The organism is Cyclonatronum sp. (assembly GCF_022565315.1).
In the GTDB taxonomy this organism is placed as follows: domain Bacteria; phylum Bacteroidota; class Rhodothermia; order Balneolales; family Cyclonatronaceae; genus Cyclonatronum.
Window position 1 is genome coordinate 1 of record NZ_JAIUMX010000056.1, and the last position, 23,228, is coordinate 23,228.

General features: G+C 53.4%; 16 protein-coding genes and 1 pseudogene. 9 read left to right on the forward strand and 8 right to left on the reverse strand.

Annotated elements, in window-relative coordinates; all coding sequences use genetic code 11:
• The 4 genes and pseudogenes from LAT75_RS09730 to LAT75_RS09745 form a co-directional block, all read left to right on the forward strand.
• Window positions 1-284 (forward strand): annotated as a pseudogene (locus LAT75_RS09730) (hypothetical protein); the annotation flags it as partial.
• Between the two features lie 123 nt (window positions 285-407).
• Entirely contained in the window at window positions 408-2,504 is a 2,097-nt protein-coding gene (locus tag LAT75_RS09735) for a T9SS type A sorting domain-containing protein (RefSeq protein ID WP_291482468.1), read from the forward strand.
• 154 nt (window positions 2,505-2,658) lie between these two features.
• Complete coding sequence (locus LAT75_RS09740; RefSeq protein ID WP_291482469.1) at window positions 2,659-3,717, forward strand: LacI family DNA-binding transcriptional regulator; 1,059 nt, start codon at window positions 2,659-2,661, stop codon at window positions 3,715-3,717.
• Between the two features lie 22 nt (window positions 3,718-3,739).
• Window positions 3,740-6,628 carry an alpha-amylase family glycosyl hydrolase gene (locus LAT75_RS09745; RefSeq protein ID WP_291482470.1) on the forward strand — a complete coding sequence of 963 codons (2,889 nt, stop codon included), beginning with the start codon at window positions 3,740-3,742 and terminating at the stop codon, window positions 6,626-6,628.
• A 314-nt stretch (window positions 6,629-6,942) separates the two neighbouring features.
• Here the strand turns inward: LAT75_RS09745 and LAT75_RS09750 are convergent, their stop codons facing one another.
• From LAT75_RS09750 to LAT75_RS09780, 7 genes are all read right to left on the reverse strand, one after another.
• Entirely contained in the window at window positions 6,943-7,482 is a 540-nt protein-coding gene (locus tag LAT75_RS09750) for a hypothetical protein (RefSeq protein ID WP_291482471.1), read from the reverse strand.
• Window positions 7,483-7,632: 150 nt separating this feature from the next.
• Entirely contained in the window at window positions 7,633-9,654 is a 2,022-nt protein-coding gene (locus LAT75_RS09755; RefSeq protein WP_291482472.1) for a thioredoxin domain-containing protein, read from the reverse strand.
• A gap of 26 nt (window positions 9,655-9,680) precedes the next feature.
• Window positions 9,681-11,000 carry a 30S ribosomal protein S12 methylthiotransferase RimO gene (gene rimO / locus LAT75_RS09760; protein ID WP_291482473.1) on the reverse strand — a complete coding sequence of 440 codons (1,320 nt, stop codon included), beginning with the start codon at window positions 10,998-11,000 and terminating at the stop codon, window positions 9,681-9,683.
• 153 nt (window positions 11,001-11,153) lie between these two features.
• Window positions 11,154-12,011 (reverse strand): twin-arginine translocase subunit TatC, encoded by an 858-nt coding sequence (gene tatC / locus LAT75_RS09765; RefSeq protein WP_291482474.1) that lies wholly within the window; start codon window positions 12,009-12,011, stop codon window positions 11,154-11,156.
• 128 nt (window positions 12,012-12,139) lie between these two features.
• On the reverse strand, window positions 12,140-13,444 hold the full coding sequence (gene glyA / locus LAT75_RS09770) for a serine hydroxymethyltransferase (protein WP_291482475.1): 1,305 nt from the start codon (window positions 13,442-13,444) through the stop codon (window positions 12,140-12,142).
• 21 nt (window positions 13,445-13,465) lie between these two features.
• Window positions 13,466-13,906, reverse strand: coding sequence for a ribose 5-phosphate isomerase B (gene rpiB, locus LAT75_RS09775; protein WP_291482476.1), 441 nt, complete (start codon window positions 13,904-13,906; stop codon window positions 13,466-13,468).
• A gap of 62 nt (window positions 13,907-13,968) precedes the next feature.
• Window positions 13,969-14,673: a DUF4159 domain-containing protein gene (locus LAT75_RS09780; RefSeq protein ID WP_291482477.1), complete on the reverse strand. Its 705-nt coding sequence runs from the start codon at window positions 14,671-14,673 to the stop codon at window positions 13,969-13,971.
• Between the two features lie 343 nt (window positions 14,674-15,016).
• Between LAT75_RS09780 and LAT75_RS09785 the strand changes: the two genes are divergently transcribed.
• From LAT75_RS09785 to LAT75_RS09800, 4 genes are all read left to right on the forward strand, one after another.
• Complete coding sequence (locus tag LAT75_RS09785; protein WP_291482478.1) at window positions 15,017-16,909, forward strand: glycoside hydrolase family 13 protein; 1,893 nt, start codon at window positions 15,017-15,019, stop codon at window positions 16,907-16,909.
• Between the two features lie 83 nt (window positions 16,910-16,992).
• Entirely contained in the window at window positions 16,993-17,223 is a 231-nt protein-coding gene (locus tag LAT75_RS09790) for an addiction module protein (protein ID WP_291482479.1), read from the forward strand.
• Window positions 17,224-17,392: 169 nt separating this feature from the next.
• A complete protein-coding gene (locus tag LAT75_RS09795; RefSeq protein WP_291482480.1) occupies window positions 17,393-18,391 on the forward strand; it encodes a hypothetical protein in 999 nt (332 codons plus the stop codon).
• A 472-nt stretch (window positions 18,392-18,863) separates the two neighbouring features.
• Window positions 18,864-20,054, forward strand: coding sequence for an ATP-binding protein (locus LAT75_RS09800; RefSeq protein WP_291482481.1), 1,191 nt, complete (start codon window positions 18,864-18,866; stop codon window positions 20,052-20,054).
• 27 nt (window positions 20,055-20,081) lie between these two features.
• On the opposite strand, the gene LAT75_RS09805 is transcribed toward LAT75_RS09800, so the two are convergent.
• Complete coding sequence (locus LAT75_RS09805) at window positions 20,082-22,781, reverse strand: cation-transporting P-type ATPase (protein WP_291482482.1); 2,700 nt, start codon at window positions 22,779-22,781, stop codon at window positions 20,082-20,084.
• A gap of 241 nt (window positions 22,782-23,022) precedes the next feature.
• Here LAT75_RS09805 and LAT75_RS09810 point away from each other — a divergent pair.
• On the forward strand, window positions 23,023-23,228 hold a 206-nt coding region (locus LAT75_RS09810), incomplete at its 3' end, for a DUF3820 family protein (protein ID WP_291482483.1).

Consider the following 23,228-nt stretch of genomic DNA (forward strand, 5'->3'; position numbering starts at 1 on the left):
AGACCGATGTGGTACGCCTGACGCTGATGGCCGACGGTGTGAGCCCGAGCAACAACACGCAGAGCGTGAATGTAGGCATAGAGGCGGCGTTTTTCGATGAACTGTTCGCCGTACAGGCGGGTCTGCCGGATTTGTTTCTGGACGACCGGATGTTCGAATTCGCAGCCGGCGGCTGGGTTAACTACGAAGTGAACAACGGCCTGGGCCTGAACATCGGCTACGCGCTGCAAAGCCACAAAATTCTGGGCGTAACCAACCGCTTCTCACTTAAAGTCAAATTTTAAACTATCGCAACACCGGGGCATATAGCACGGGGCTGTTTACGTGCCGGCTGTCTCAAACATCTTTCAGAATAAATCTGAAACAAAAGCGGGAAACCGTAAATCTAAACAAAAAAAGAGGTACATATGAAAACCTATACCAAAGCGCTGCTCATGCTTGCACTGTTCGTTTTTGGCGCAGCAAGTTATGCGGTAGCAGAAGAGGACCCGATTACGGTCACCTTCCGGGTTAACACCTCAACCGTTGCTGATACCCTCAGCGCAGACGGGGTGCTCCAAATCCGTGGTGCTGTAAACGGAACCGAGTTCAACGCTGAAGACTACTTCGGCCAGAACATTAACTGGGGTTCAAGCTCAGTTCAGGCCCAGAATATTGCCGGTGATTACTGGGAACTTAATCTCCTGATGGCTCCCGGCGATCAGCTTGTCTATAAATTCTGGGCAGGTTCTGACACAGAGAACGGGCTCGGATTTAATGGCGGATGGGAATTTGATCCTACCGGCGGCGGAAACTACACGTACACCGTGCCTGAAGATGCTGATGGGGATATCGTGCTTCCTATCGCGTATTTTGCCGGAACCAACGCAGACCGCACAGCTCCTTTTGAGCCTTCGGAAGAAGGTTTTACAGCTGTTCACTTCCGTGTGAACGTTGGTGCGCGGGTAGCTACAAACCAGTACGATCCTGAAGATCCTGATCATGTTGTAGGGGTTCGTGGAAATTACAATCAGGAAACCGGTCAGGTTCTTTACAAGTATGTGATCGACACACCGGCCGGCGTGCAGTGGGAAGACGGATCTGACAAGACCTTCTTCATTCCATCCGCTGATTCCACCATCCGCTGGACCAACTTCAACAATGAAGTGCCTCCGAGTGGTGAAATCATTGAAGCTGAAGTAGAATTCCGTGCCAACGTTGGTCTGCTCGAGCAGCTTGGCTACTTCAACCGTGGTATTGGCGACCGTGTTGCCGTTCCCGGTGCGTTCAACAACTGGGATTCAAGTACTTCAATGACCTATGATGAAGGTGAAGATATCTGGAGAAGCTCTTTTGTACTTACCCGCGAAGTAGGTCAGCAGATTCCTTACAAATACTTCATCGTTTGGGATGAAAGCCGTTTCGACTCTTCAAGCCCGAACTACATCCCGAACCTGATATCAGGTAACGGTTGGGAAGAGCCGGGTGCATTTGGCGGCGGCGATCGTTTGTACGATTTCGGCAGCTCACCATTCCAGGTTGCTACCGGCGATTTTGGCGGCGATATCGGCTTCTTCAACAGTCTTCCGCAGCAGGCGCTCATAACTTCTGAAGGTACCGGTACCGATACCTATACCGTAACCTTCCCGCTCGATATGACGGATGCCATCGCCAACGCCGATAACCCGTTCACTCCGGGTGAAGATGAAGTGTTCCTTGTGGTTGAAACACCAATTTTTGGTCTCACCCAGAACCTTTCTGTTGGCGACGGTTCCCCGGGCCTTAATGATCCGGCCCAGCGCGACCGCCTGCGTTTCACCCGTGTTGGTGATACCAACATGTATGAGCTTGAACTCGAAATCCTTCTGCCAACGGAAAATCACTTTGGTTTCAGAATTGCTTACGGCCCGGAAGACGGCCCGTATGTAATCAATGGTGGCGGATTTAACGCAGGCCGTCGTTACTATCGCTACATCGAACCTGAAGTAGTGATTGGTGATGTAACTATCTGGCCAACCGGCGGCTTTACCTTCGATGAAATTGTTTGGAAAGCTGAAGACCTCGACTTCCCTGCTCCGCCGAGCTATGGTTTAGGTGAAGAAGATGCTCCTGTTATGTTGTCTGATTTCCCGCAGCTCGACTGGGGTACTACTTTCGCACTTACCCGCGAAACACAGCCTGAAACCAACAACCACTTGTACTCAGGTACAGTTTACTTCCCTGTAACGCCAACAAGCGTACAGCCGGGCAGCGAGCTTCCGCGTGCCATCACGCTGAGCCAGAATTACCCGAACCCTTTCAACCCGACAACCAACATCAACTTCACCCTGCCGGAATCAGCTGATATCCGTCTGGATGTGTTCAACGTGTTGGGGCAGCGTGTTGCTACACTGGCTAACGGTACCTTCAGTGCCGGCGTACATACTGTACAATTTGATGCCAGCCGCCTGTCTTCAGGGGTATATCTGTACCGCCTGCAGTCCGGTAATTTTACGACACAGCGCACTATGATGCTCGTGAAGTAAATCCAAGCAAGTATAGACTTTCCTCCGGTTAGTTTCGGATGAAATAAAAATGCCATATCATCCGGAGGCCTGTAACAGGCCTCCGGATTCTTTTCCGGACCCAAACTACAATGCGGTTTGGAAACCGTTCAACCAAGCACGAGAGGATTTCATTGTGTCTGTAACAATTTACGATATCGCCAAAGAGGCAGGGGTTAGCATTGCAACCGTTTCACGCGTGTTTAACAACAGCACGAACGTGTCTGAAAAATCACGAACGAAAATTCTGCAGCTTGCGAAAAAGATGGGGTATCACCCGCAGGCCATGGCGCAGGGCCTTGCACGGAAAAAAAGCAAACTCATTTCTGTAATTGTTCCGGTTATTTCAAATTACTTTTTTATGGAAGTACTTGAAGGCATACAGGAACAGATTGGCAATTCTGATTTCGACCTGAATATTTATAACATTAAAATTTCAGATGATATTTTCGATCAGGTTGAGTACAGCATCAAAAGGGGAATGGCCGAGGGGTATGTGATCATATCCGTTCACCTTTCTGAACGCGAGTGGAAAGCCCTTAAAAAGTTTGATGTGCCTGTAACACTCGTTGATGAATACAGTGCAGAATACGATTCCGTAAGTGTTGACAGTGTGGAAGGCGCTTACAATGCTACACGCTATCTGATGGAAAATGGCTACGAGCGGATTGCCATGATTTCTGCAATCAGCAGCTCCAAACCTTCTCAGGATCGCATCAGCGGTTACCGGCGCGCCCTTGAAGACGGCGGCCGCTTTCTGGTGCCTGAGCTCATTGTAACAGGTTCGAGCCGTGCCCGGGACGGCTTTACCGAGAAAAACGGCTATGAAGCCATGATATCCCTGCTTGAATTACCGGAACTTCCTGATGCCTGCTTTTGCAACTCTGATATCCAGGCTATTGGCGCAATTAAAGCCATGCAGGACCGCGGCAAATATCTGCCCATTATCGGTTTCGATGACATTCAGTTTTCTGATTTTTTTGGCCTCAGTACCATGAGGCAGCCTATGCGTGAAATGGGAGAAATGGCCATTGGAAAATTACTCAACCGCATTGAAAACCCCGACGCGAACGTGTCACATACCGTTTTTTCACCGGAGCTCGTCTTGCGCAGCTCTTCCATAAGCCCGGCAGCTATGGCCGAGGCTTCATCCCTTCGGGATGATTCCATAACCGGCTCTTCGGTACCCTCTTAACTGAAATAAAACCTATACCCACATGTTTTACCCCAGGATGCGATTGCTTTCGCTTTTTACCCTGCTTGTGATCACTTTGCTGCCGGCCACCTGGCTGAATGCTCAGGTCGTAACCACCATACCCGATTTTCCTACTGAAGATCAGCCGGTATCCATTATTTTTGATGCCACCCAGGGCAACGGCGGCCTGGCCGGTTATACAGGCGATGTGTACGCTCACACGGGCGTAATTACTAACCTGAGTTCAGGACCCTCCGGCTGGCGCTACGTAAAAACTAACTGGGGCCAAAACACCCCCGAAACCAAACTCACCCGGATAGGGGAAGACCTCTATCAGCTTGATATCGAAGATATCCGGGCTTACTACGGGGTGCCTGCAAGTGAGCAGATTCTGCAGCTTGCCTTTGTTTTCCGAAGCGAAGCGCCTGTTAACGGCAGCTGGCGCGAAGGCAAGGATGTAGGAAACGCAGATATTTTTGTTGATTTATTTGTTGAGCCTCTGTTGGTCCGCTTTACAAGCCCTTCCGACGATCCCTTCAGCCCTACTTTTGCTGAGCCGGGGGATGATGTCGAGATCCGTATTGCGGGCTTTGCCCTCGAAACCGAAATTGCCGCACTTCGCCTTTTTGCAGGTGATGAGCTGCTCGCATCAGTCAACGCTGCTGCCGAGCTTACCTATACGCTGTCAATTAATACTACCGGCCGTATCGACCTGCGCGCTGAAGTGGAAGACAATACCGGAGAAACTGCCGAAGCCTTCACCTACATTGTAGTTAATCCTGAAGTTACCGAAGCAGCTCCGCCCTCAGGCACACGCTACGGAATCAATTATCATAATGATGATACCTCAGCGACCCTTGCCATCTGGGCTCCTTATATCGAGCATATTTATGTGATCGGCGATTTCACTGAGTGGGAAATCCGCCCTGAGTTTTTCATGAACCGCCATACGGTTAACCCGGATAGCGTGATGTTCTGGACCACCGTTACAGGGCTTACACCCGGTGTTGAGTACGGTTTCCAGTATCTGGTGGAAGGCGAGCGCCGGATCGGCGAATTATACTCCCACAAAATGCTCGACCCCTGGAATGACCGTTTTATCAGTGAGGATGTTTACCCGAACCTGAAAGCATACCCGACAGGTAAAACAAGCGGTGTGGTTTCCATCCTCCAAACCGCCGCGCCGCAGTACGAGTGGCAGACTACAGATTATCAGCGGATCGATCACCGTGATATGATTAAATATGAGCTGCTGATCCGCGACTGGATGGATGAAAGCACCTACGCCAATCTCGCCGATTCCCTCGATTACCTGCAGCGGCTGGGCATCAATGCCCTTGAGCTAATGCCGGTTTCCAACTTCGACGGCAACATCAGCTGGGGCTACAATCCCAACTTCCACCTTGCTGTGGAGAAGTCGTACGGCCCCGCCTTCGAACTCAAGCGCCTCATCGATGAAGCACACTCCCGCGGCATGGCCGTTTTGCTGGATGTGGTGTACAATCACGCAACCGATCTTTCACCGCTCATAGGTCTGTACGGCCATCAGAACAATCCGCTGATAGGTCCCGGGCACGAATTCAATGTTTTCAATCACCTCAATCACGACCATCCCAAAATCAAATACTGGATGGACCGCGCCAACCGCTTCTGGATTGAGGAGTTCCGTGTCGACGGCTTCCGGTTCGACCTCACCAAAGGCTTTGCGACCAACTTCAACAGCCAAAACTACCATGGCTATAATGCGCAGCGCATTGCAAACCTGAAACGTATGGCCGATGCTATCTGGGAAGTCGATCCGGATTTCTGGATCGTTCTGGAGCACTTTACTGCAAACAGTGAAGAAATGGAGCTCTCCAACTGGCGCCGCAACGAAGGCCGGCCAGGCATGCTCCTGTGGGGTAACATGAATTTCAATTACAATGAAGCCACCATGGGCTGGCACAGCAATAATCAGTCGAATTTTTCCGGTGTTTTCCATCAGAGCCGCGGCTGGAATGCGCCCAACCTGGTGGGCTACATGGAAAGCCACGATGAGCAGCGGCTGATGTACCGCAACCTGCAGTTTGGCAACAGCTCAGCGGGTTACAGCGTGCGTGATTTTGAAACCGCCATCGGGCGGCAGAAGCTGGCCGGAGCCTTCTTTTTTACCATCCCCGGTCCGAAAATGATCTGGCAGTTTGGCGAACTCGGCTACGACATCCCCCTCGACGAAACCGGCCCTAACCGGACGGCTCCCATGCCGGTAATGTGGGATGAGTACCTTGCTGACCCTGTACGGGTTGAGCTTTACAACACCTGGCGCGCACTTATTCACCTGCGGCAGAGCAGCGAAGCTTTCCGCACGGAAAACGTAGATCTGGACCTTCAGCCTTCTGTAAAACGCATCCGGCTGAACCACGAGAGCATGAACGTGACCATCATCGGAAACTTCGATGTAAATCAGCGCACGGTTGATGCAAACGTGCAGCATACCGGCGTGTGGTACGATTACTTCGCACAGGAAGAGCGCGTATTTAGTGCTACCAACGAGCCCGTTGTACTCGGCCCCGGTGAGTTCGTAATTTATACGTCGCAGTTTGTAGCCCTTCCGGAGGGCGGCCTGATGCCGGTTGGTATTCACGACGAAGACCTTCTTGAGCAGCCTGCCGGCTTCGGACTCCTGCAAAACTATCCGAACCCCTTCAACCCCACAACCAACATCCGCTACGAAGTGGGGCAAGCCACCGATGTGCGCCTCGAGGTTTTCAACGTACTGGGTCAGCGCGTAGCCCTGCTTCACAACGGCATGCAAACGGCAGGTACACACACCGTTCAGTTCGACGGCTCGCGCCTCACAAGCGGCGTGTACCTCGTGCGCATGCAGGCCAACGGACAGACCTTCACCAACAAAATGCTGCTGGTGAAATAAATCCCGGGTCCGGCCTCAGGCTGCGAACCCGCAGCTGCTGAGCAGAATTTCCTCCCGCTAAAAAGCCCCGTCAGGCAGCAGTAATGTGCCGGGCGGGGCTTTCCTTTTGATGGCGCTTCAAGGCTGTTATGATGTGCTGCAGAGAGCAAAACTTCTATGGCTGATACACTTGCATTTTTCTTTGTTTGGCCTTGTTGTTTCGGGAAATGTTATCCATCATCACCGGGTAATCCATCACCCTGTCCGTACTAAATAAAAAAAGCCCTGCCGGATTGCTCCGGCAAGGCTGTAAACAATGGATTGATGTGTCTGGATCAGTCCAGAATTTCGAAAAGTTCAATATCGTAGCGGAGGGTATCCGACAGACCTGAAACTGAAGGGGGAACGAGTGCTACGCGAAACTCACCGTCGGCATTGAATTCACCGTCTTCATCTTTGGTTCCGGGAAGCATGCCACTTATGATAAAATTGAAATAGGTGCCCGTAAAAATCGGAACTCCGTTACCGATTTCGCGACGCAGGAAATCGGTGAAAACCGGATCCATGAAACCACCTTCGTAGGAGCTGTCGCGAACATTTCCCCGGCCGCCATTAAACCAGCTTGAATAGCGCATAAAGCCCTGATCGCGGGGAGTAAGGCCGGGCAGGTCAGGGTTGGCCGGATTTCCCTGACGGAAAGTGTACAGCAGAATACCGTTGGCAAGGGTATCGGCCTGCAAACCGGTAATATCAACCGGATCAGGTACCTGACTAAAATCAGGCCCCCTGAAGGTGTTATCATCGCAGGCCGTGAAAAGCAACACTACAGCAATTAGGGTTAAAAAACGGACGGTTACGCTGTGAAAAATAGTCATGTCGCGGGGTTTCAGATGAACAGGTTAAATTCGGCAGTTTTTGATTTAGCTTCCAAAGATAACGAAAAGCAGGCTAAATTATGCGGTACGATTTAAACCGAAATGGGCTTATAGCGGTATTCGCGCGCGGCTATTGGTCTGTTGGGGTTACTACAGGGATTCGGCTGAGGATACAGGTTTCTGACAGCTGAAGTTTTCGCAGATATAGCAAAGGGTTTGGCTGCCGGCCTTATTTTTACCCTCGAACGGCGGATAAGGAATCTGAGCGGCATCAGGGCTTGTAACCAGAAAACGGGTGAAGGAAGGGTGCTGACGGAAATGCTGCAAGAATGAGCCCGGATCGGATCCGCTGATGACAATCTCCTGATTGTGATAAAAAAATTCGAGAGCACTGCTGAGCAGGTAGCTGAAGGAGGAGGGATGCATGGCTGCGGCAGGCAGTACCCTTCGGAAAGCCCCGTTAGCAATCTGCTCCATGCGGGTGTTTCCCGTTAATTTGCCGCAGCGCCAAAGGGCAGCAATGGCGGCAGAGTTCCCGGAGGGGCTTGCGTTGTCAAAAATATCACGGCCGCGCTTAATGATGCGTTCGTGATGTTTGGCTGTATAGTGAAAACCCTGCACGGCATCGTCATAAAAATGATCAATCAGCTGATTGCAGAGTGCTTCCGCAAGCGTGAGCCAGCGGGCTTCACCGCTGAGCTCGAATAAGTGTGTCATGGCTTCGGCGAGAAGGGCGTAATCATCCAGAAAGCCCGGCTGACTCACCTCGCCTGCTATATAAAGCCGCATGACGGGGCCGTTCTCGGGTATCATGGCGTAAGCCAGAAAGTCGCCAAGCTGCCGGGCGTAGGTCTCCCATTTGGGCGAGCTAAAGCGGCGCGCTGCTTTGCACAGAGCCGTGAGCAGCATTGCATTCCATGCGGTGATGATTTTATCGTCGAGGGCCGGCCGCTCCCGGTCGGCCCGTGCAGTAAGCATCACTTCACGGCAGCGGTAGAGAATGTTGCGGGCTTCTGTTTCCTCAAAACCATAGGAGCGGGCAATTTCAGAAATGCGGGTTGTGATATGCAGGATGTTGGTGCCTTCCCAGTTTCCTTTGGCGCTGATGTTGTACACATCACAGAAAAACCGGGCTTCATGCTGAGGAAAACCCGACAGCGCTTCCAGGGTTTCTGACAGGCTCCACACGTAATACAAGCCTTCCTCTCCGTCTGAATCGGCATCGAGTGCTGCAAAAAAACCGCCTCCGGGATGGCACATCTGATAGCGCAGGAAACGAAAAGTTTCTTCAGCAGCGAGTTCGTACAGTGGTTCCGGTTTCAAGGTGTGTGCATCGCTGAGGCTGCTAATGAGCAGTGCATTGTCGTACAGCATTTTTTCAAAATGCGGCACATGCCAGCGGGTATCGGTGCTGTACCGGTGAAAACCGCCGCCTATCTGATCAAATATGCCACCGTTCAGCATGGCTTTCAGGGAGTGATGCGCAGGTTTTGCATAAGGCTTTTTACCCGAGATAAGGCTGTATTTGAACAGGAAAGAAATACTCATGGCCATCGGAAATTTGGGCGCTCCTGAAAAACCGCCGTCAACTTCATCGTACTGTTCAAGCAGGTTTACGACGGCCTCTTCAAAATACTTCTCTTGCAGGCTGCCTGCTTCAAGGTGTCGGAGGATATCCTGCTGAAGGGCCGTACGCAACTCTTCGGCCTGTTTGAAAATGGTTTCCGGTTCACCTTCGTACAGCTCCACCATCCGGCGAAGCACTTTACGGAAGGAGGGCCGCCCGGAGTGGGAAGTCGGCGGGAAATAGGTGCCTCCAAAAACCGGCAGGGTGTCGGGCGTCAGCCACACATTCAGCGGCCACCCTCCCTGCCCGCTGATGGCCTGAACAGCTTCCATGTAGAGGGCGTCGATGTCGGGCCGCTCTTCCCGATCCACCTTGATGGATACAAAATGCTCGTTGAGCAGGGCCGCGGTTTCTTCGTCGCGGAAGGTTTCCCGCTCCATAACATGGCACCAATGGCAGCTTGAATAGCCCACGGAAAGGAAAATCATCTTGTTCTCACGCCTTGCTTTTACCAGCGCTTCTTCGCCCCACGGGTGCCAGTCAACGGGATTATCCGCATGCTGTCGCAGGTAGGGAGAGCCGGATTGGGCAAGTCGGTTGGGCATACTGCTGTTGTTTGGGATGATGCCGCTTAGTCGAGGCGTTTGGTGATAATGCCGAACATATCGTGCGGCTCAACATCGGTTACCTCGGCCATGTAGAAATGCCCGGCCCGCAGCTCGCGGGTGTCGAAACCTTCGGCGGCGCCCTGAACTACAAATTCGTTGTCCACCTCGGGGCAGTCATACTCGGTGCGGCCGTAGGCCACACCGTCTTCAATCCGGTCGATAAGTACCGGCAGCTCTTTACCGAGCAGCATCATGTTGTGGTCGAGCGAAATTTCTTCCTGCAGCTCCATCACCGCTTTCACGCGGCGCATTTTTTCTTTTTTGGTGATGGGGTCACCGAGCGGGAAAGCCGTTGTGTCGTCTTCCTGAGAATAGGGGAACACGCCAACCCGGTTGAAACGGATGTCGCGCATGAACTGAAGCAGGGCTTCGAAGTCATCCTTTGTTTCGTTGGGGTAGCCGATGATGAAGGTGGTGCGCAGCCTGATGCCCGGCACTTCTTCTTTGATGAGAGTGAGCAGCTCACGCAGCCGCTTTTCGGTAACGCCCCGCCGCATGGATTTGAGCACGTTGGTGGAGATGTGCTGCAGCGGCATGTCCAGGTATTTGCAGATGTTTTCGCGCTCCCGCATCACCGGCAGAATGTGTACCGGAAATTTGGCCGGGTAGGCGTACAGCAGGCGGATCCAGGTGAAGCCGATATCCGAAAGCCGCAGCAGCAGCTCATCGAGCTTGCGGCCGCCATAGAGGTCGAGTCCGTAGTAGGTGAGGTCCTGACCAATGAGGATGAGTTCCTTCACGCCTTTCTGATGCAGCAGGCTTGCTTCGTTCACCAGCTCGTCCATAGGTTTGCTGCGGTGCCCGCCCCGCATCAGCGGGATGGCGCAGAACGAGCAGGGGTTGTCGCAGCCTTCCGAAATTTTGAGGTAGGCGAAGTGCTGCGGCGTGCTGAGGCTGCGCTCGCCCAGCAGCTCGTACTTGTACTCACCGCCCATAGCGTGCAGGATTTCGGGCAGATTGTTGGACCCAAAGTACTGATCCACTTCGGGGATGTCGGCGCGCAGGGCATCGGCGTAGCGCTCGGAAAGGCAGCCCATTACCAGCAGTCGCTCGATTTGCCCGGATTCTTTCAGGCGGACCCCGTCAAGAATGTGGCTGATGGATTCCTGCTTGGCCGCTTCAATGAAGCCGCAGGTGTTGATTACCAGCACGTCAGAGCCTTTTGCCTCGGGGCTGATTTCGAATTGATTGGCCCGGCACTGTGCCAGCAGCACTTCCGAATCCACATCGTTTTTTGAGCAGCCCAGGGTATGGACGTGTACTTTGGGAGGTTTTGTTTTCATAAAGGCAAAATAAACAAAAAGATGATGAATTGTTCGGAAGCAGGGTGCCGGGCAAAGCACACGCTTCCCAATATCAAAAACAGCGGGATTAACCCCTTGAATGGTGAGGGCAGGGAGCCATCCCCCGATAAAAAAAACTAAAAACGCTGAACATTAGCCCGCCTGCGGTTTTCCTTCTTTGCCCCAGATTTCGCGGTCGCGTTTCCGGTTAACATACCTGCTGATGTAAATGCCAAGCTGATAAAGCAGGAAAAGCGGAATCCCGATTAAAAATTGTGATACCGGATCGGGAGGAGTGATGAAGGCGGCGAGCACGAAGCACATCACGATGGCAAGTTTGCGGTACTTAATCATGAATTCAGGGGTGAGAATCCCCACTTTTGAGAGGGTATAACTCACCATTGGCAGCTGGAAAATGATGCCGCAGGCTACAATCCACATGGTAACCGCCGAAAAATAGGCGGTGATATCAATGTCGTTGCGCACGCTTTCCGAGAGCTGAAACTGTGCGAAAAACTGCACAGCAAAGGGCACCAGCACGGTGTACCCGAATGTGACCCCAACCAGAAAAAGGCCCGTAATCGCAAAAGCGGTGAAGCGGGTGTTCTTTTTCTCTTTGTTTTCCAGTGCCGGCTCAATGAACTTCCAGAGCTGATAAATGAACAGCGGCGAGCCGATGATGAAGCCTACCACGAAGAGGGTGCCCCAATAGGTAAAAAACTGACCGGGGAGGCGGCGGTTTTGCAGGGAAATATCCACGGCGTCGAGCCCGACCCACTGATACACGAAGAAATCTTTATAAACGGGACCGAGCAGTACGGTGTCAATGAAAAAATCGGAGTAGATGAAGGCTACAATGATACCCAGCAGCACCCCGCCGAGCCCCTTGATGATGCGCCAGCGGAGCTCTTCGAGATGGTCGAGGAACGACATGTTCTCGGTCTGAAGCTTCGGAGGAACCGCTTTGGGCAGCTCCCGGTCCATAATTTGACGTTGGGAAGTAGTTGACACGTGCTAAGGTTTCGGATGGAAGACTTATTTCGTGGGTCAGTTTAACAGAAAAAACCTGCCGGAAGCAAAAAGTCCCGGCAGGTTTTGGCAGAACGGTTTGGGGGGATGAGCCCTTGCCTTTATGCGGCTCAGATGCTTACAAAGTCGTAGAGGGGGAAGCGCTCGCACAGGGCCTTTACTTCAGCGGCTACGCTGTCGTGTACGGCTTCGTCGGTCGGGCTGCCGATGGCTTTGTCGATGAGGCGGGCCAGGTATTCGAACTCGGCTTCTTTCATGCCGCGGGTGGTCATGGCTGGGGCGCCAACGCGGATTCCGGATGTCACAAACGGGCTTTGGGTATCGAAAGGCACCATGTTTTTGTTCACGGTAATTTCGGCCCGCCCGAGGATGTTTTCGGCATCTTTGCCGGTTACGCCCTTGTTGCGGAGGTCGATAAGCAGCAGATGGTTGTCGGTGCCGCCGCTCACGAGCTCATAGCCGAGCTCTGAAAGTACACGGCCCATGGCCTGAGCGTTTTTGATGACCTGTTGCTGATAGCCCACAAAATCGGCTTGCAGCGCTTCGCCAAAAGCGACGGCTTTGGCCGCAATTACGTGCATGAGCGGGCCACCCTGCGTGCCGGGGAATACGGCGCTGTCCAGGATCTCACTCCAGTTTTTGACCCGGCCTGATTTTGGAGCAACGATGCCGAGGGTGTTCTCGGTGTCGCGCCCGATCAGGATCATGCCGCCTCTCGGACCGCGCAGCGTTTTGTGCGTGGTAGTGGTTACCACATGGGCCCAGGGCAGCGGGTTGTTGAGCTGTTTGGCTGCGATTAGGCCGGCGGTGTGGGCCATATCCATCCAAAGAAATGCGCCTACTTCATCGGCGATGTCGCGGAAGGCTTCGTAGTCGAAATCGCGGGTGTAAGCGGAAGCCCCGATCGAAAGCATACGCGGCTTCACAGCTTTGGCCTTCTCGCGGATTTTATTCATATCCAGACGGCCGGTCTCTTTTTCTACCCCGTAAAAATGGGCTTCATACAAAATACCGCTGAAATTAACCGGTGAGCCGTGCGTGAGGTGTCCGCCGTGCGAGAGGTCGAAGCCGAGGAGCTTGTCGCCGGGCTTCATCATGGCCAGATAAACGGCAGCGTTGGCCTGTGCGCCGGAGTGCGGCTGCACGTTCACCCAGTCGGCCCCGAACAGGCTTTTGGCACGGTCGCGGGCGAGGTCTTCAACCACATCCACAAACTTGCAGCCGCCGTAGTAGCGCTTGCCGGGCAGGCCCTCAGCGTATTTGTTGGTGAGGGTTGTGCCCATGGCTTCCATCACTGCCTTTGAGGCAAAGTTTTCGGAAGCAATCATTTCGGCGTTCTGATTCTGACGCTCGGTTTCTTTTTCGATGAGCCGGTAAACTTCCGGATCGGCGGCGCTAAGTGATTTATTAAGCATAATCGGTTTGTTCAGGCTGGGTTATTCAGATGGGGGAGGAGCAATTTTATCGACACGGGTCTGGTGCCGGCCGCCTTCAAACTCGGCGGTGATCCAGGCTTCCACTATGCGGCTGATTTCGGCCTCATTGAGGAAGCGGCCGGGCAGGCAGAGTACGTTGGCGTTATTGTGCTGCGCGGATAGAGCGGCAATTTCGGGCGACCATGCCAGAGCGGCCCGAACGCGCGGAAATTTGTTGGCCGTCATACACATGCCCTGACCTGAGCCGCAGATCAGGATGCCGCGCTCGTATTCGCCGTCGGTAATGGCCGTTGCCACGAGTTTGGCGAAATCCGGATAATCGACGGAGTCGCTTTCGTGTGTGCCGTAATCGACGGGTTCGTGCCCGAGTTTCTCGAGGGCTTTTTTGGCAAGCTCTTTGGCTTCAAAGCCTGCGTGGTCGGATGCAATCGGTATAATCATAGTCGGGAAAGGTAACGCAATTTCAGGTGATTTTGAAGTGACGCTTAAGCTTTCCTTTGCTTTCAGCGGGAGCTTGTAAAAGCGTACATGAGCAGGTTGGTGCCCATGCGCAGCGCGGCCTGTACAGCCTCCTGCGGGTTGTCGTGTACGTCGTAGGCCCAGCCGTCGTGCAGGCTTGTTTCGTAGGTGTAAAGCACGGCAAGGCGCCCGTTCCGGAAAATGCCGAAGGCCTGTGCCGGCTTGCCCGTATGCTGATGAATTTTGGGGATGCCGTTGGGAAAACTGAACACCTGATGGTACACCGGGTGGCTGTGCGGCAGCTCAATTACCTCGTCATCGGGAAAGGTGACGCGGAAAAACTCCTGCACGTAGGGGTCGAGGCCCCAGTCGTCGTCGATATAGAGGAAGCCGCCGTTATCCACGAATTCCCGTACATTGGCGGCTTCGGCATCATTCACCACAAAATTTCCGTGACCCGTGAGGAAGGCGAAAGCGTAGCGGTGCAGGTCGCGGCTGCCGATATGCACATCATCGTATCTGTCGCTCAGCGAAAGCGGGATGTGCTGCCGCGCAAAGCGGATCAGGTTGGCGAGGGCAGAGGGGTCGTTGTACCAGTCGCCGCCGCCGCGGTATTGCAGCCGGGCAACCCTGAGCTCGTCGTCAGCCTGTGGTGCGGTAGCGGCCTGCAGCTCTGCGAACTCAAGCAATGAGAAAAGAAGGAGGAGGCTTAAAATGGAAAAGGGATGTTTCGCAAAATTTCTGCGCATAAATCTGACTCTGAAAGATTGGGTTTGAGGTTCAATATACCGGTTTGTAACCGGCTTCGAAAATTCAACGGGAATATACAGAATGCATTATATTAGGGGTTGACTGCTGGCATGTAACCGCTTACTTAAAAGTTTATTTCAGAATCAGTGTCGTGGTAAATGCCCCTCCACGTTTGAAGCATCTCAAACGACTAAAATCTGGAATGTAAAGAAATTGAAACGACTAAAGTGTTTTTTGAATTCGCGATGCACACCCTTCCACAGCTGATGCGCAGCTATGAGAAAATCAGCTTAGAGGTGATGCCGGCAAACCTTACACCGCATATTATTAATTGATTTAGATATGATGATTAGAAAATCAGTTTCCGCACTGTTTATCCTTTTGTTTCTGGTTTCAACGGCTCTGGCCCAGCGCCCGGCCATTGAACGGGTTGAGCCGCCGCACTGGTGGATCGGCTTCAACCAAACACAGGTTCAGCTGCTGGTGCACGGTCCCAACATCGGGAATACCCGTGTAAGCCTGGATTACCCCGGCGTTGACCTTGTTCGTATGGTTAAAACCGAAAACCCGAACTATCTGTTCGTCTATCTCGATATTACCGAAGAGGCGCAGCCGGGCACCATCCCCCTGAATTTTAATGACGGCCGCCGAAACCTGCGCTACAATTACGAGATCCGTGAGCGGCTCGGCTCGGAAGGCAGGCATCAGGGTTTCGACAGCAGCGATGTCATTTACCTGCTCATGCCCGACCGTTTCGCCAACGGCGACCCGACCAACGATAACATCCCCGGGATGCTCGAAGGCGTCGATATGGATGAGCCCTTCGCCCGAAAAGGCGGCGACATTCAGGGCATACTCGATAATCTGGGCTACATTCAGGATTTGGGGATGACCGCCATCTGGCTGAATCCCATCTTCGAAAACGACATGCCCTATAACTACGCCATCGGCGCCGGTTTCTATCACGGCTATGCGGCAACCGACATGTACAAGGTTGACCGCCGCTTCGGTTCCAATGAGGACTTCCGTACCCTGGTGAGCACCTCGCAGGAAATGGGCATGAAAGTGATTATGGACAAAATTCATAACCATGTGGGCACGCATCACTGGTTTATCAAAGATTTACCGTCTTCTGACTGGGTTCACGATCAGGAGGTGTATGGCAACACTTCCTTCCGCACCAATACCATCATGGATCCCTACGCCTCGGACAAAGATTTCAACACAACGGTACGCGCCTGGTTTGTGGATGAGATGCCCGATCTCGATCAGCGGAATCCGCTTGTGGCTGACTACCTCATCCAAAACACCATTTGGTGGATTGAAGAGTTTGGTATCGATGGCATCCGTATGGATACACACGCCTACCCGTACCCCGATTACATGGCCGACTGGACCCGCATCGTGCTTGATGAGTACCCAACTTTCAATATCGTAGGCGAAGTCTGGATGCCCGATGTGCCCACTACAGCCTGGTGGCAGTTTAACTCGCGCATCTCCGGCGATTATAACTCTCACCTGCCAAGCGTAACCGACTTTCCGCTTTTCAACGCCATTTCGCGCGGCCTCAACGAAGGTCCCGGCTGGGAAAGCGGCCTGATGCGCATCTACTACACCCTCGGTCAGGATTTCCTGTACACCGATCCCATGCTGAATGTAATTTTTGTGGACAATCACGATCTCACCCGCTTTGCCGACATCGTGAACCGCGATCCGGGCAAGTTCAAAATGGGTCTGTCGCTGATTTACACCACCCGCGGCATTCCGCAGATTTTCTACGGCACCGAAATTATGATGGATCAGCAGGGGATGTGGAACGACCCGGGCAAGCGTCACCCGTTCCCCGGCGGATGGCCGGGCGATGAGATCAATGCCTTCACCCACGAAGGACGCGTGGAGCTGGGCGAAAAACTGGGTCTGCCGGTTGCTGAGATGCACGAGTTTGTGCGCACCCTCACACACTGGCGCAACGGTGCAGAAGTGATCCACAACGGGCGCCTGCGTCATTTCATCCCCGAGCGCAATATCTACGTTTATTTCCGCTACAACGAGGATGCAAGGGTGATGGTGATCCTGAACGGTCAGGATGAGGCGCAGCAGCTCAATATGGGCCGCTTCATTGAGCTCACCGAAGGCTTTGCAAACGGCACCGATGTTAGCACAGGCCGCGTAGTGCCCCTGCACGGCACTATTGAACTCGGCCCGCTGGAGTCTCTGATACTGGAGATGGAGTGACGGTTTGGTGTCGGCAGGTTTACACAAGCCTTAGGATAAATTAAAATAATTACTTAAGAACTTAACCGTAGATATTATTGATTATGAGTTCAGCTTTTAGGATGATAGAAAATTCAGCTCTTGAGCTGAATAAAAACCAACGGGCGGCACTGGCCAAAAAGTTAATCAACAGTCTTGATGAACAGGTTGATGATGACGCAAATGAAGCCTGGCTTGATGAAATCAGTCGCAGAAAAGCTGAAGTTAAATCAGGGAAGGTTAACACCTTATCCGGTGAAGAACTTCACAAAGCAGTTCGTGAGCGACTCGGATAAAAAACTGGATATTTAATCCGGCCATTTTTTTTTAAATAGCGTTACCACTTGAATGCTGCTGTAGATCTTCTCCCCTCCAAAGTAAACTCAGAATGCGTACCTTTTAGCCGGATGGCGGAATTTACTTTCCCCATCCGGCTTTTCTTTTTTAATTCTAAACTGTTCTCAGATGCGCGCTAAGCTACTGTTTTTCGTCTTTACCGTTTTGTTCCTGCTGTATGGTGCGGCCTGTACGCCTTCAGGCCCGCAGGAAGCGGTTGTAACTGATTTCACGATTCAGGTGCGGCAGCAGGTCGCGCTGCCCGAAGATTTCATCAGCCCGAGGGTAATGACGAGCGCCGCCAAACTGGACGACTGCACCCTGCTGCTAACGGAATTCCGTACCAAGGCGCTCTATTTTGCGGGCCTTTGTGAGCCGGGCCTGCAGCGGATCTCCCGCATTGGCACGGAGCCGGGGCAGTACGTTTCCCCCATGCGCACCTGGAACTTTGATGGCACCATCGGGCTGAGCGATCACGGCGAAAGTCATTTCATTGTGTATGAAGCCGACGGTAGCCTGCGACACCATTTTAGGTACACCGATACGCCGGGCAAGTGGTTTAGCTACTCGCCGGAATCCCCCTGGGTGTACCGCACCAATTCCGGCATGTACCTGATGCGCCGCGATAACCTCGAAACCGGTGAAGCGCAGCTGCATTATCTGCTGCCCGAGCCTTTTCAGGTGTTTTCCATGATTGTGCCTGGCGGGGGCATACAGCGCATCGGCGACCGCATCTACACCATGAGTTCGCTGATGCCCTTTATCTACATTTTCGACGAATCCACCGGCGAAACCGAATTTCTGCATCCCGATTTTATGGCCGTCGGACCCAACAGCACCGAGCTTATCGACCTCAGTTTTGATGATCAGGATGCGTTCATCTCCAACATCCGCTCCTTCCATCAGTACAACAATTTGCTCGTGCTGGAGGTGGGCGGTGAGCCGCACCTGCTGATCTCCTACTCCTGGCAGGGCGAATTCTGGCTCGGACTCATCACCCCGGAAGGCGAAACCATCCTCAATCAGCCCTCTGACTATTTCGTGATCGGCACCTTTGGCGACGCCCTCGTATCGGTGAACCTGGAAACCGAAGAGCTCTTCCTGCTCGATATTTTGTTTGACGAGTAATTTTTTTCGGGTGAAGGGCTCCCGGACCTAAGCTGAAATTCGGGCAAGATTCCCCATTTTATAAGCCCGGTACTCAGACCCCAAAAGGGCACAAGGAGACTGTCCCGTTTCCGGAAACAATCAGGGCCAAAACAGCGACCCCGATGGTGCCGCTGCCGCCTGACTAAGTCCCGAACGTAATCGTAGCCCAGAGAGCGACCCCGGCAGGGGTCACATGTTTATAGTAAATTTCCGGTTCCCGCGTTGTCCGATCCCAGCGGGGTCGCATTTTTGGGGATGTCTGCCCCTTGCTATAAACATGAAATCCTTTCGGGATTTAATTTTTAATGGGCGGCATCATATATAGAGAAGCTCTTGAACAAACCGCATTTCAGGACTAAATCTCTTGTGAATTGGCGGAATAATGACTGTTTTAGGAATCCAACTCCGGAAAATTCCGGAATTAAATTCCGGAATTTTCCTAAATTGAGATATGATGATCGAGCGCTTACTTACGGAAAAACTTCGCCAATCCGCGAAAATGTGGAAAGCGGTTGCCTTAACCGGTCCCCGGCAGTCCGGGAAGACTACCCTTGCTCGCCATATTTTTGGGGATAAGCCCTACCTCACCCTCGAGGATCCCGATACCTTCCGTTTTGCTTCCGAAGATCCGCGCGGTTTCCTTGCCGCATACCCGGATGGCGCCGTGCTCGACGAAGTGCAGCGTGTGCCTGAACTTTTTTCCTACCTTCAGCGGGTGCTTGATGAAACGCGTGAAAAAGGTCTGTTCATCTTGTCCGGTTCAAACAATTTTCTGCTTCAGCAAAATATATCGCAGACGCTCGCCGGCAGAATCGCGTACCTCAACCTGCTCCCGTTTTCTCTTGAAGAGCTCGCGCAGGCCGGTAAGTTCGGTGCTGAGGCTTCTGCATCTGCCCCCGATCAGTGGCTGCTCAACGGCTTTTACCCGCCGGTACACGATCAGCAGATTCCGGGTCCGGAGTGGATGCCGCAATACATCCGCACCTATGTTGAGCGTGATGTGCGTCAAATCCGGAATATTACCGATTTGCTGGTCTTTGACCGTTTTATGCGATTGCTTGCAGTACGTAACGGGCAGGAACTAAACCTTACGGCGCTGGCAGCCGAAGCCGGAATCGACCAGAAAACGGCTCAGGCGTGGCTTGGCATTCTGGTAAGCAGTTTCATCGTTTTTTTGCTCCGGCCGTATCACAAAAATTTCAGCAAGACCATCACAAAGCGACCGAAGGTATATTTTTGGGATTCCGCGCTGGTATGCTCGCTGCTCGGGTTGCGCACATCCGAAGAACTCAGCCAGAGTGCCCATCGGGGCAGCCTGTTTGAGGCCATGGTCGCCTCTGAAATCATGAAACAGCAGCTGCACAAGGGGCTCGAACCGCGGCTGTATTACTGGCGCGATAAATCTGGCAAAGAGATCGATCTGATTTTCGAAGAAGGCCTTCAGGTTGTACCGATTGAAATCAAATCGGGCATGACTGTGCAGCCGTCTTTCTTCAAAAATATCCGGTACTGGCAGAATCTGACCGATACACCCCGCTCCCTGCTCATCTACGCCGGCTCGCAGCGCCAGAGCCGTTCCGACGGCACGCTTGTTTCTCCCTGGCAGCAGCTGAGCAGCGGTCTGGGAAAGCTGCTCAGCTGAGGGCACATCCACATCACCCTAAAAAATTTATTCCCCGATCTGCCGGAATACGAATTTTTCGGCCTCCACCATGCAGAATACGACGAAGCCCGCCAGTACGGCCCAGCCCCAGTAGCCGGCTTTGATCGGTTCGGTGCCGAACCAAAGGTTCATGAAGGGCGCGTACACGAAAATCAGCTGAAACACGATGAGGGCACCGACGGCACCCAGCGCGACCTTGTTGTCGAAGAAGCCGCGGCTGAAGCCGCTTTCATGCAGGTAGCGACAGTTGAACAGGTAGAACGCCTGACCGGCAACGAGCACGTTGATCGCGATGGTGCGGGCTTCTTCCAGCTGATAGCCGTTGTCTTTGAGGTAGTAGTACAAAAACAGGGTGATGCCGCCAATCAGTAGCGACACAAAAGCAACCCGCCAGATGAAATAGCCGCCCAGGATCGGGGCTTTGGGGTCGCGCGGCGGCCTGAGCATCACGCCCCTTTCGGATGGCTCAAAACTGAGTGCAATGGCCAGGGTTACGGCTGTTACCATGTTCACCCACAAAATCTGAACCGGGGTAATGGGCAGGGCGATGCCCATCAGGATGGCCGCCATAATCACAAAGGCCTCAGCGCCGTTGGTCGGCAGAATGAACAAAATGGCTTTGCGCAGGTTGTCGTAAATCGTGCGGCCTTCTTCTACCGCTTTCGCGATGGAGGCAAAATTGTCGTCGGCCAGTACCATTTCGGAGGCGTCTTTGGTCACTTCGGTCCCTTTGATGCCCATGGCTACGCCCACGCTCGCCCGCTTCAGGGCCGGGGCGTCGTTCACGCCGTCGCCGGTCATGGCTACGACCTCGCCGTTTTCCTGTAGCGCCTTCACGAGCCGCAGCTTGTGCTCGGGGCTGGTCCGGGCAAAAATATCGTACTCCACTACCAGCTTTTGCAGTTCTTCGTCGGTGGCTTTTTCCAGCTCGCCCCCGGTTATGGCTTTGCGGCCTTCACAAATGCCAAGCTGTTCCCCGATGGCGCTCGCGGTGATGGCGTGGTCGCCGGTGATCATCTTCACCTTGATGCCCGCCTGCTTACAGGCTTTCACGGCTTCGATCGCCTCGGGGCGCGGCGGATCAATCATCCCGATTAATCCCGCAAACTGCAGGCCTTCCCGCACATCTTTCATTTCGATTTGGGTTACATCTCCCTTCACCTTTCGCACAGCCGCTGCGATTACGCGCTCGCCTTTTTCGGCAATGGCGTCGATGCGGTCTTTCCAGAAACCGGCCTGCATGGCTTCGGTGCCATCAGCAGTCAGCTGCTCGCTGCACATTTCAATTACCCGCTCCGGAGCACCCTTCAGGAAAATGATGCGTTCGCCCGTTTCGCGGTGCTCGTGCAGGGTCGCCATAAATTTGTGATCGCTCTCGAAGGGGATGGTGTCCAGCCGTTTCCAGGCGCCCACATCAATGCCGGCTTTGGTGCCCAGCGTAACGAGCGCGCCCTCGGTCGGGTCGCCTTTGAGGATCCAGCGGTCGTCTTTCTGCTCAATTTCGGCTTCGTTGCAGAGCATCACCGTTTCAATCAGCCGTGCAAGAACCGGCTTCGCGCTGAGGTCCGCCTTTTCTTTTTTCTCTGTGAGGATGTCGCCTTCCGGGGCATAGCCGGTGCCCTCAACCTGAAAAGCATCGGCGGAGCTTACGAGGCTCGTGGCCGTCATCTCGTTTTTGGTGAGCGTGCCGGTTTTGTCGGAGCAGATCACGGTTACCGAGCCCAGGGTTTCGACTGAGGGCAGCTTGCGGATGATGGCGTTTTTGGAAGCCATCCGCTGCACGCCCAGCGCCAGGGTGATGGTCATGATGGCCGGCAGCCCCTCGGGAATCGCGGCAACGGCGAGGCCGATCACGGCCATGAAGAGGTCCGGTACCGAGTAGGTGTCGCCGTGCACAAAGTAGCCGACCGCGAACATCACCGAGGTGAGCGCCAGAATAATGACCGACAGGCTTTTCCCGAAACCGTCGATTTGCCGCAGCAGGGGCGTTGTCATCTTCTCGACTTCGCTCATCATGGTGTTGATCTTGCCGATTTCGGTATCGGCACCCGTGGCAAAAATCAGGCCGGTACCGCGGCCGTAGGTAATCACCGTGCTGTTGAAGCCCAGCGATTTCCGGTCGCCCACCACGGCATCTTCCGGAACGGTCTCTGTTGTTTTATTCACCGGCTGCGATTCGCCGGTAAGGGCCGATTCCTCGGCCTTGAGGTTCCGGGCATACACAAAGCGGATGTCGGCCGGGATTTTGTCGCCCGATTCGAGCCGGACCACATCCCCCGGCACAAGCTCTTCCGCAGCGATTTCGGTGCGCTTGCCGTCGCGCACAACCGTGGCTTTGAGCGAAAGCATCTGCTTGAGGTTTTCCAGGGCCTGCTCGGCCTTGCCTTCCTGCACAAAGCCGATGAGGGCGTTGATTACAACCACGGCGAGAATCACCCAGGTGTCGATCCAGTGCCCCATCAGGGCTGTTACCACTGCCGCGCCCAGCAGCACATAAATCAGGGCATTGTGGAACTGCATGAGGAAGCGCATCAGCGGCCCCCGCTGCTTTTGCTCTGGCAGTTTGTTTGGCCCGAACTGTGCAAGCCGTTTTTTGGCTTCCTGTTCGCTCAGGCCTTTTTCGGGATCGGTAGCAAGCAGCCGGGCGGTTTCATCCGCGCTCAGGCTGTGCCACTTTTGGGCACGGAGGTCGTCTCGTGATTTCATAGCGCAAGTTGATGATAATAGATAGGAGAGTTGTTTTTTTTCGATGGCTGCTGCTGTGCCCTTAATAAGGTACCGCGCCGGCCTTGTCTTTAGAAGTAAAGCGGAAGCGGTAATAGCATGGTTTCGTTAAATCGGATATTTCTCTGCTGTAATAAATAAATCAGGCAATGGAATAAAAGCAGCAGTTGCCTAATTTACAAAACCGCGCGCATCCTAACAGCCTAAACAAAGTTCAATTTAAATGACGGAAGAACAGCCAGACCCGCAGTTTTTGATCGATCTTGTAAACGCCCGTATGCCTTTCGGACGCTTCGAAGGCAGCTGGATTACCGATCTGCCCGTTTTCTACCTCGAGTGGTTTGAGCGGCAGGGCTGGCCTGCAGGCAAGCTGGGTCAGCAGCTGGCAACCATGTACGAAATCAAAACAAACGGCATTACGCGCCTGCT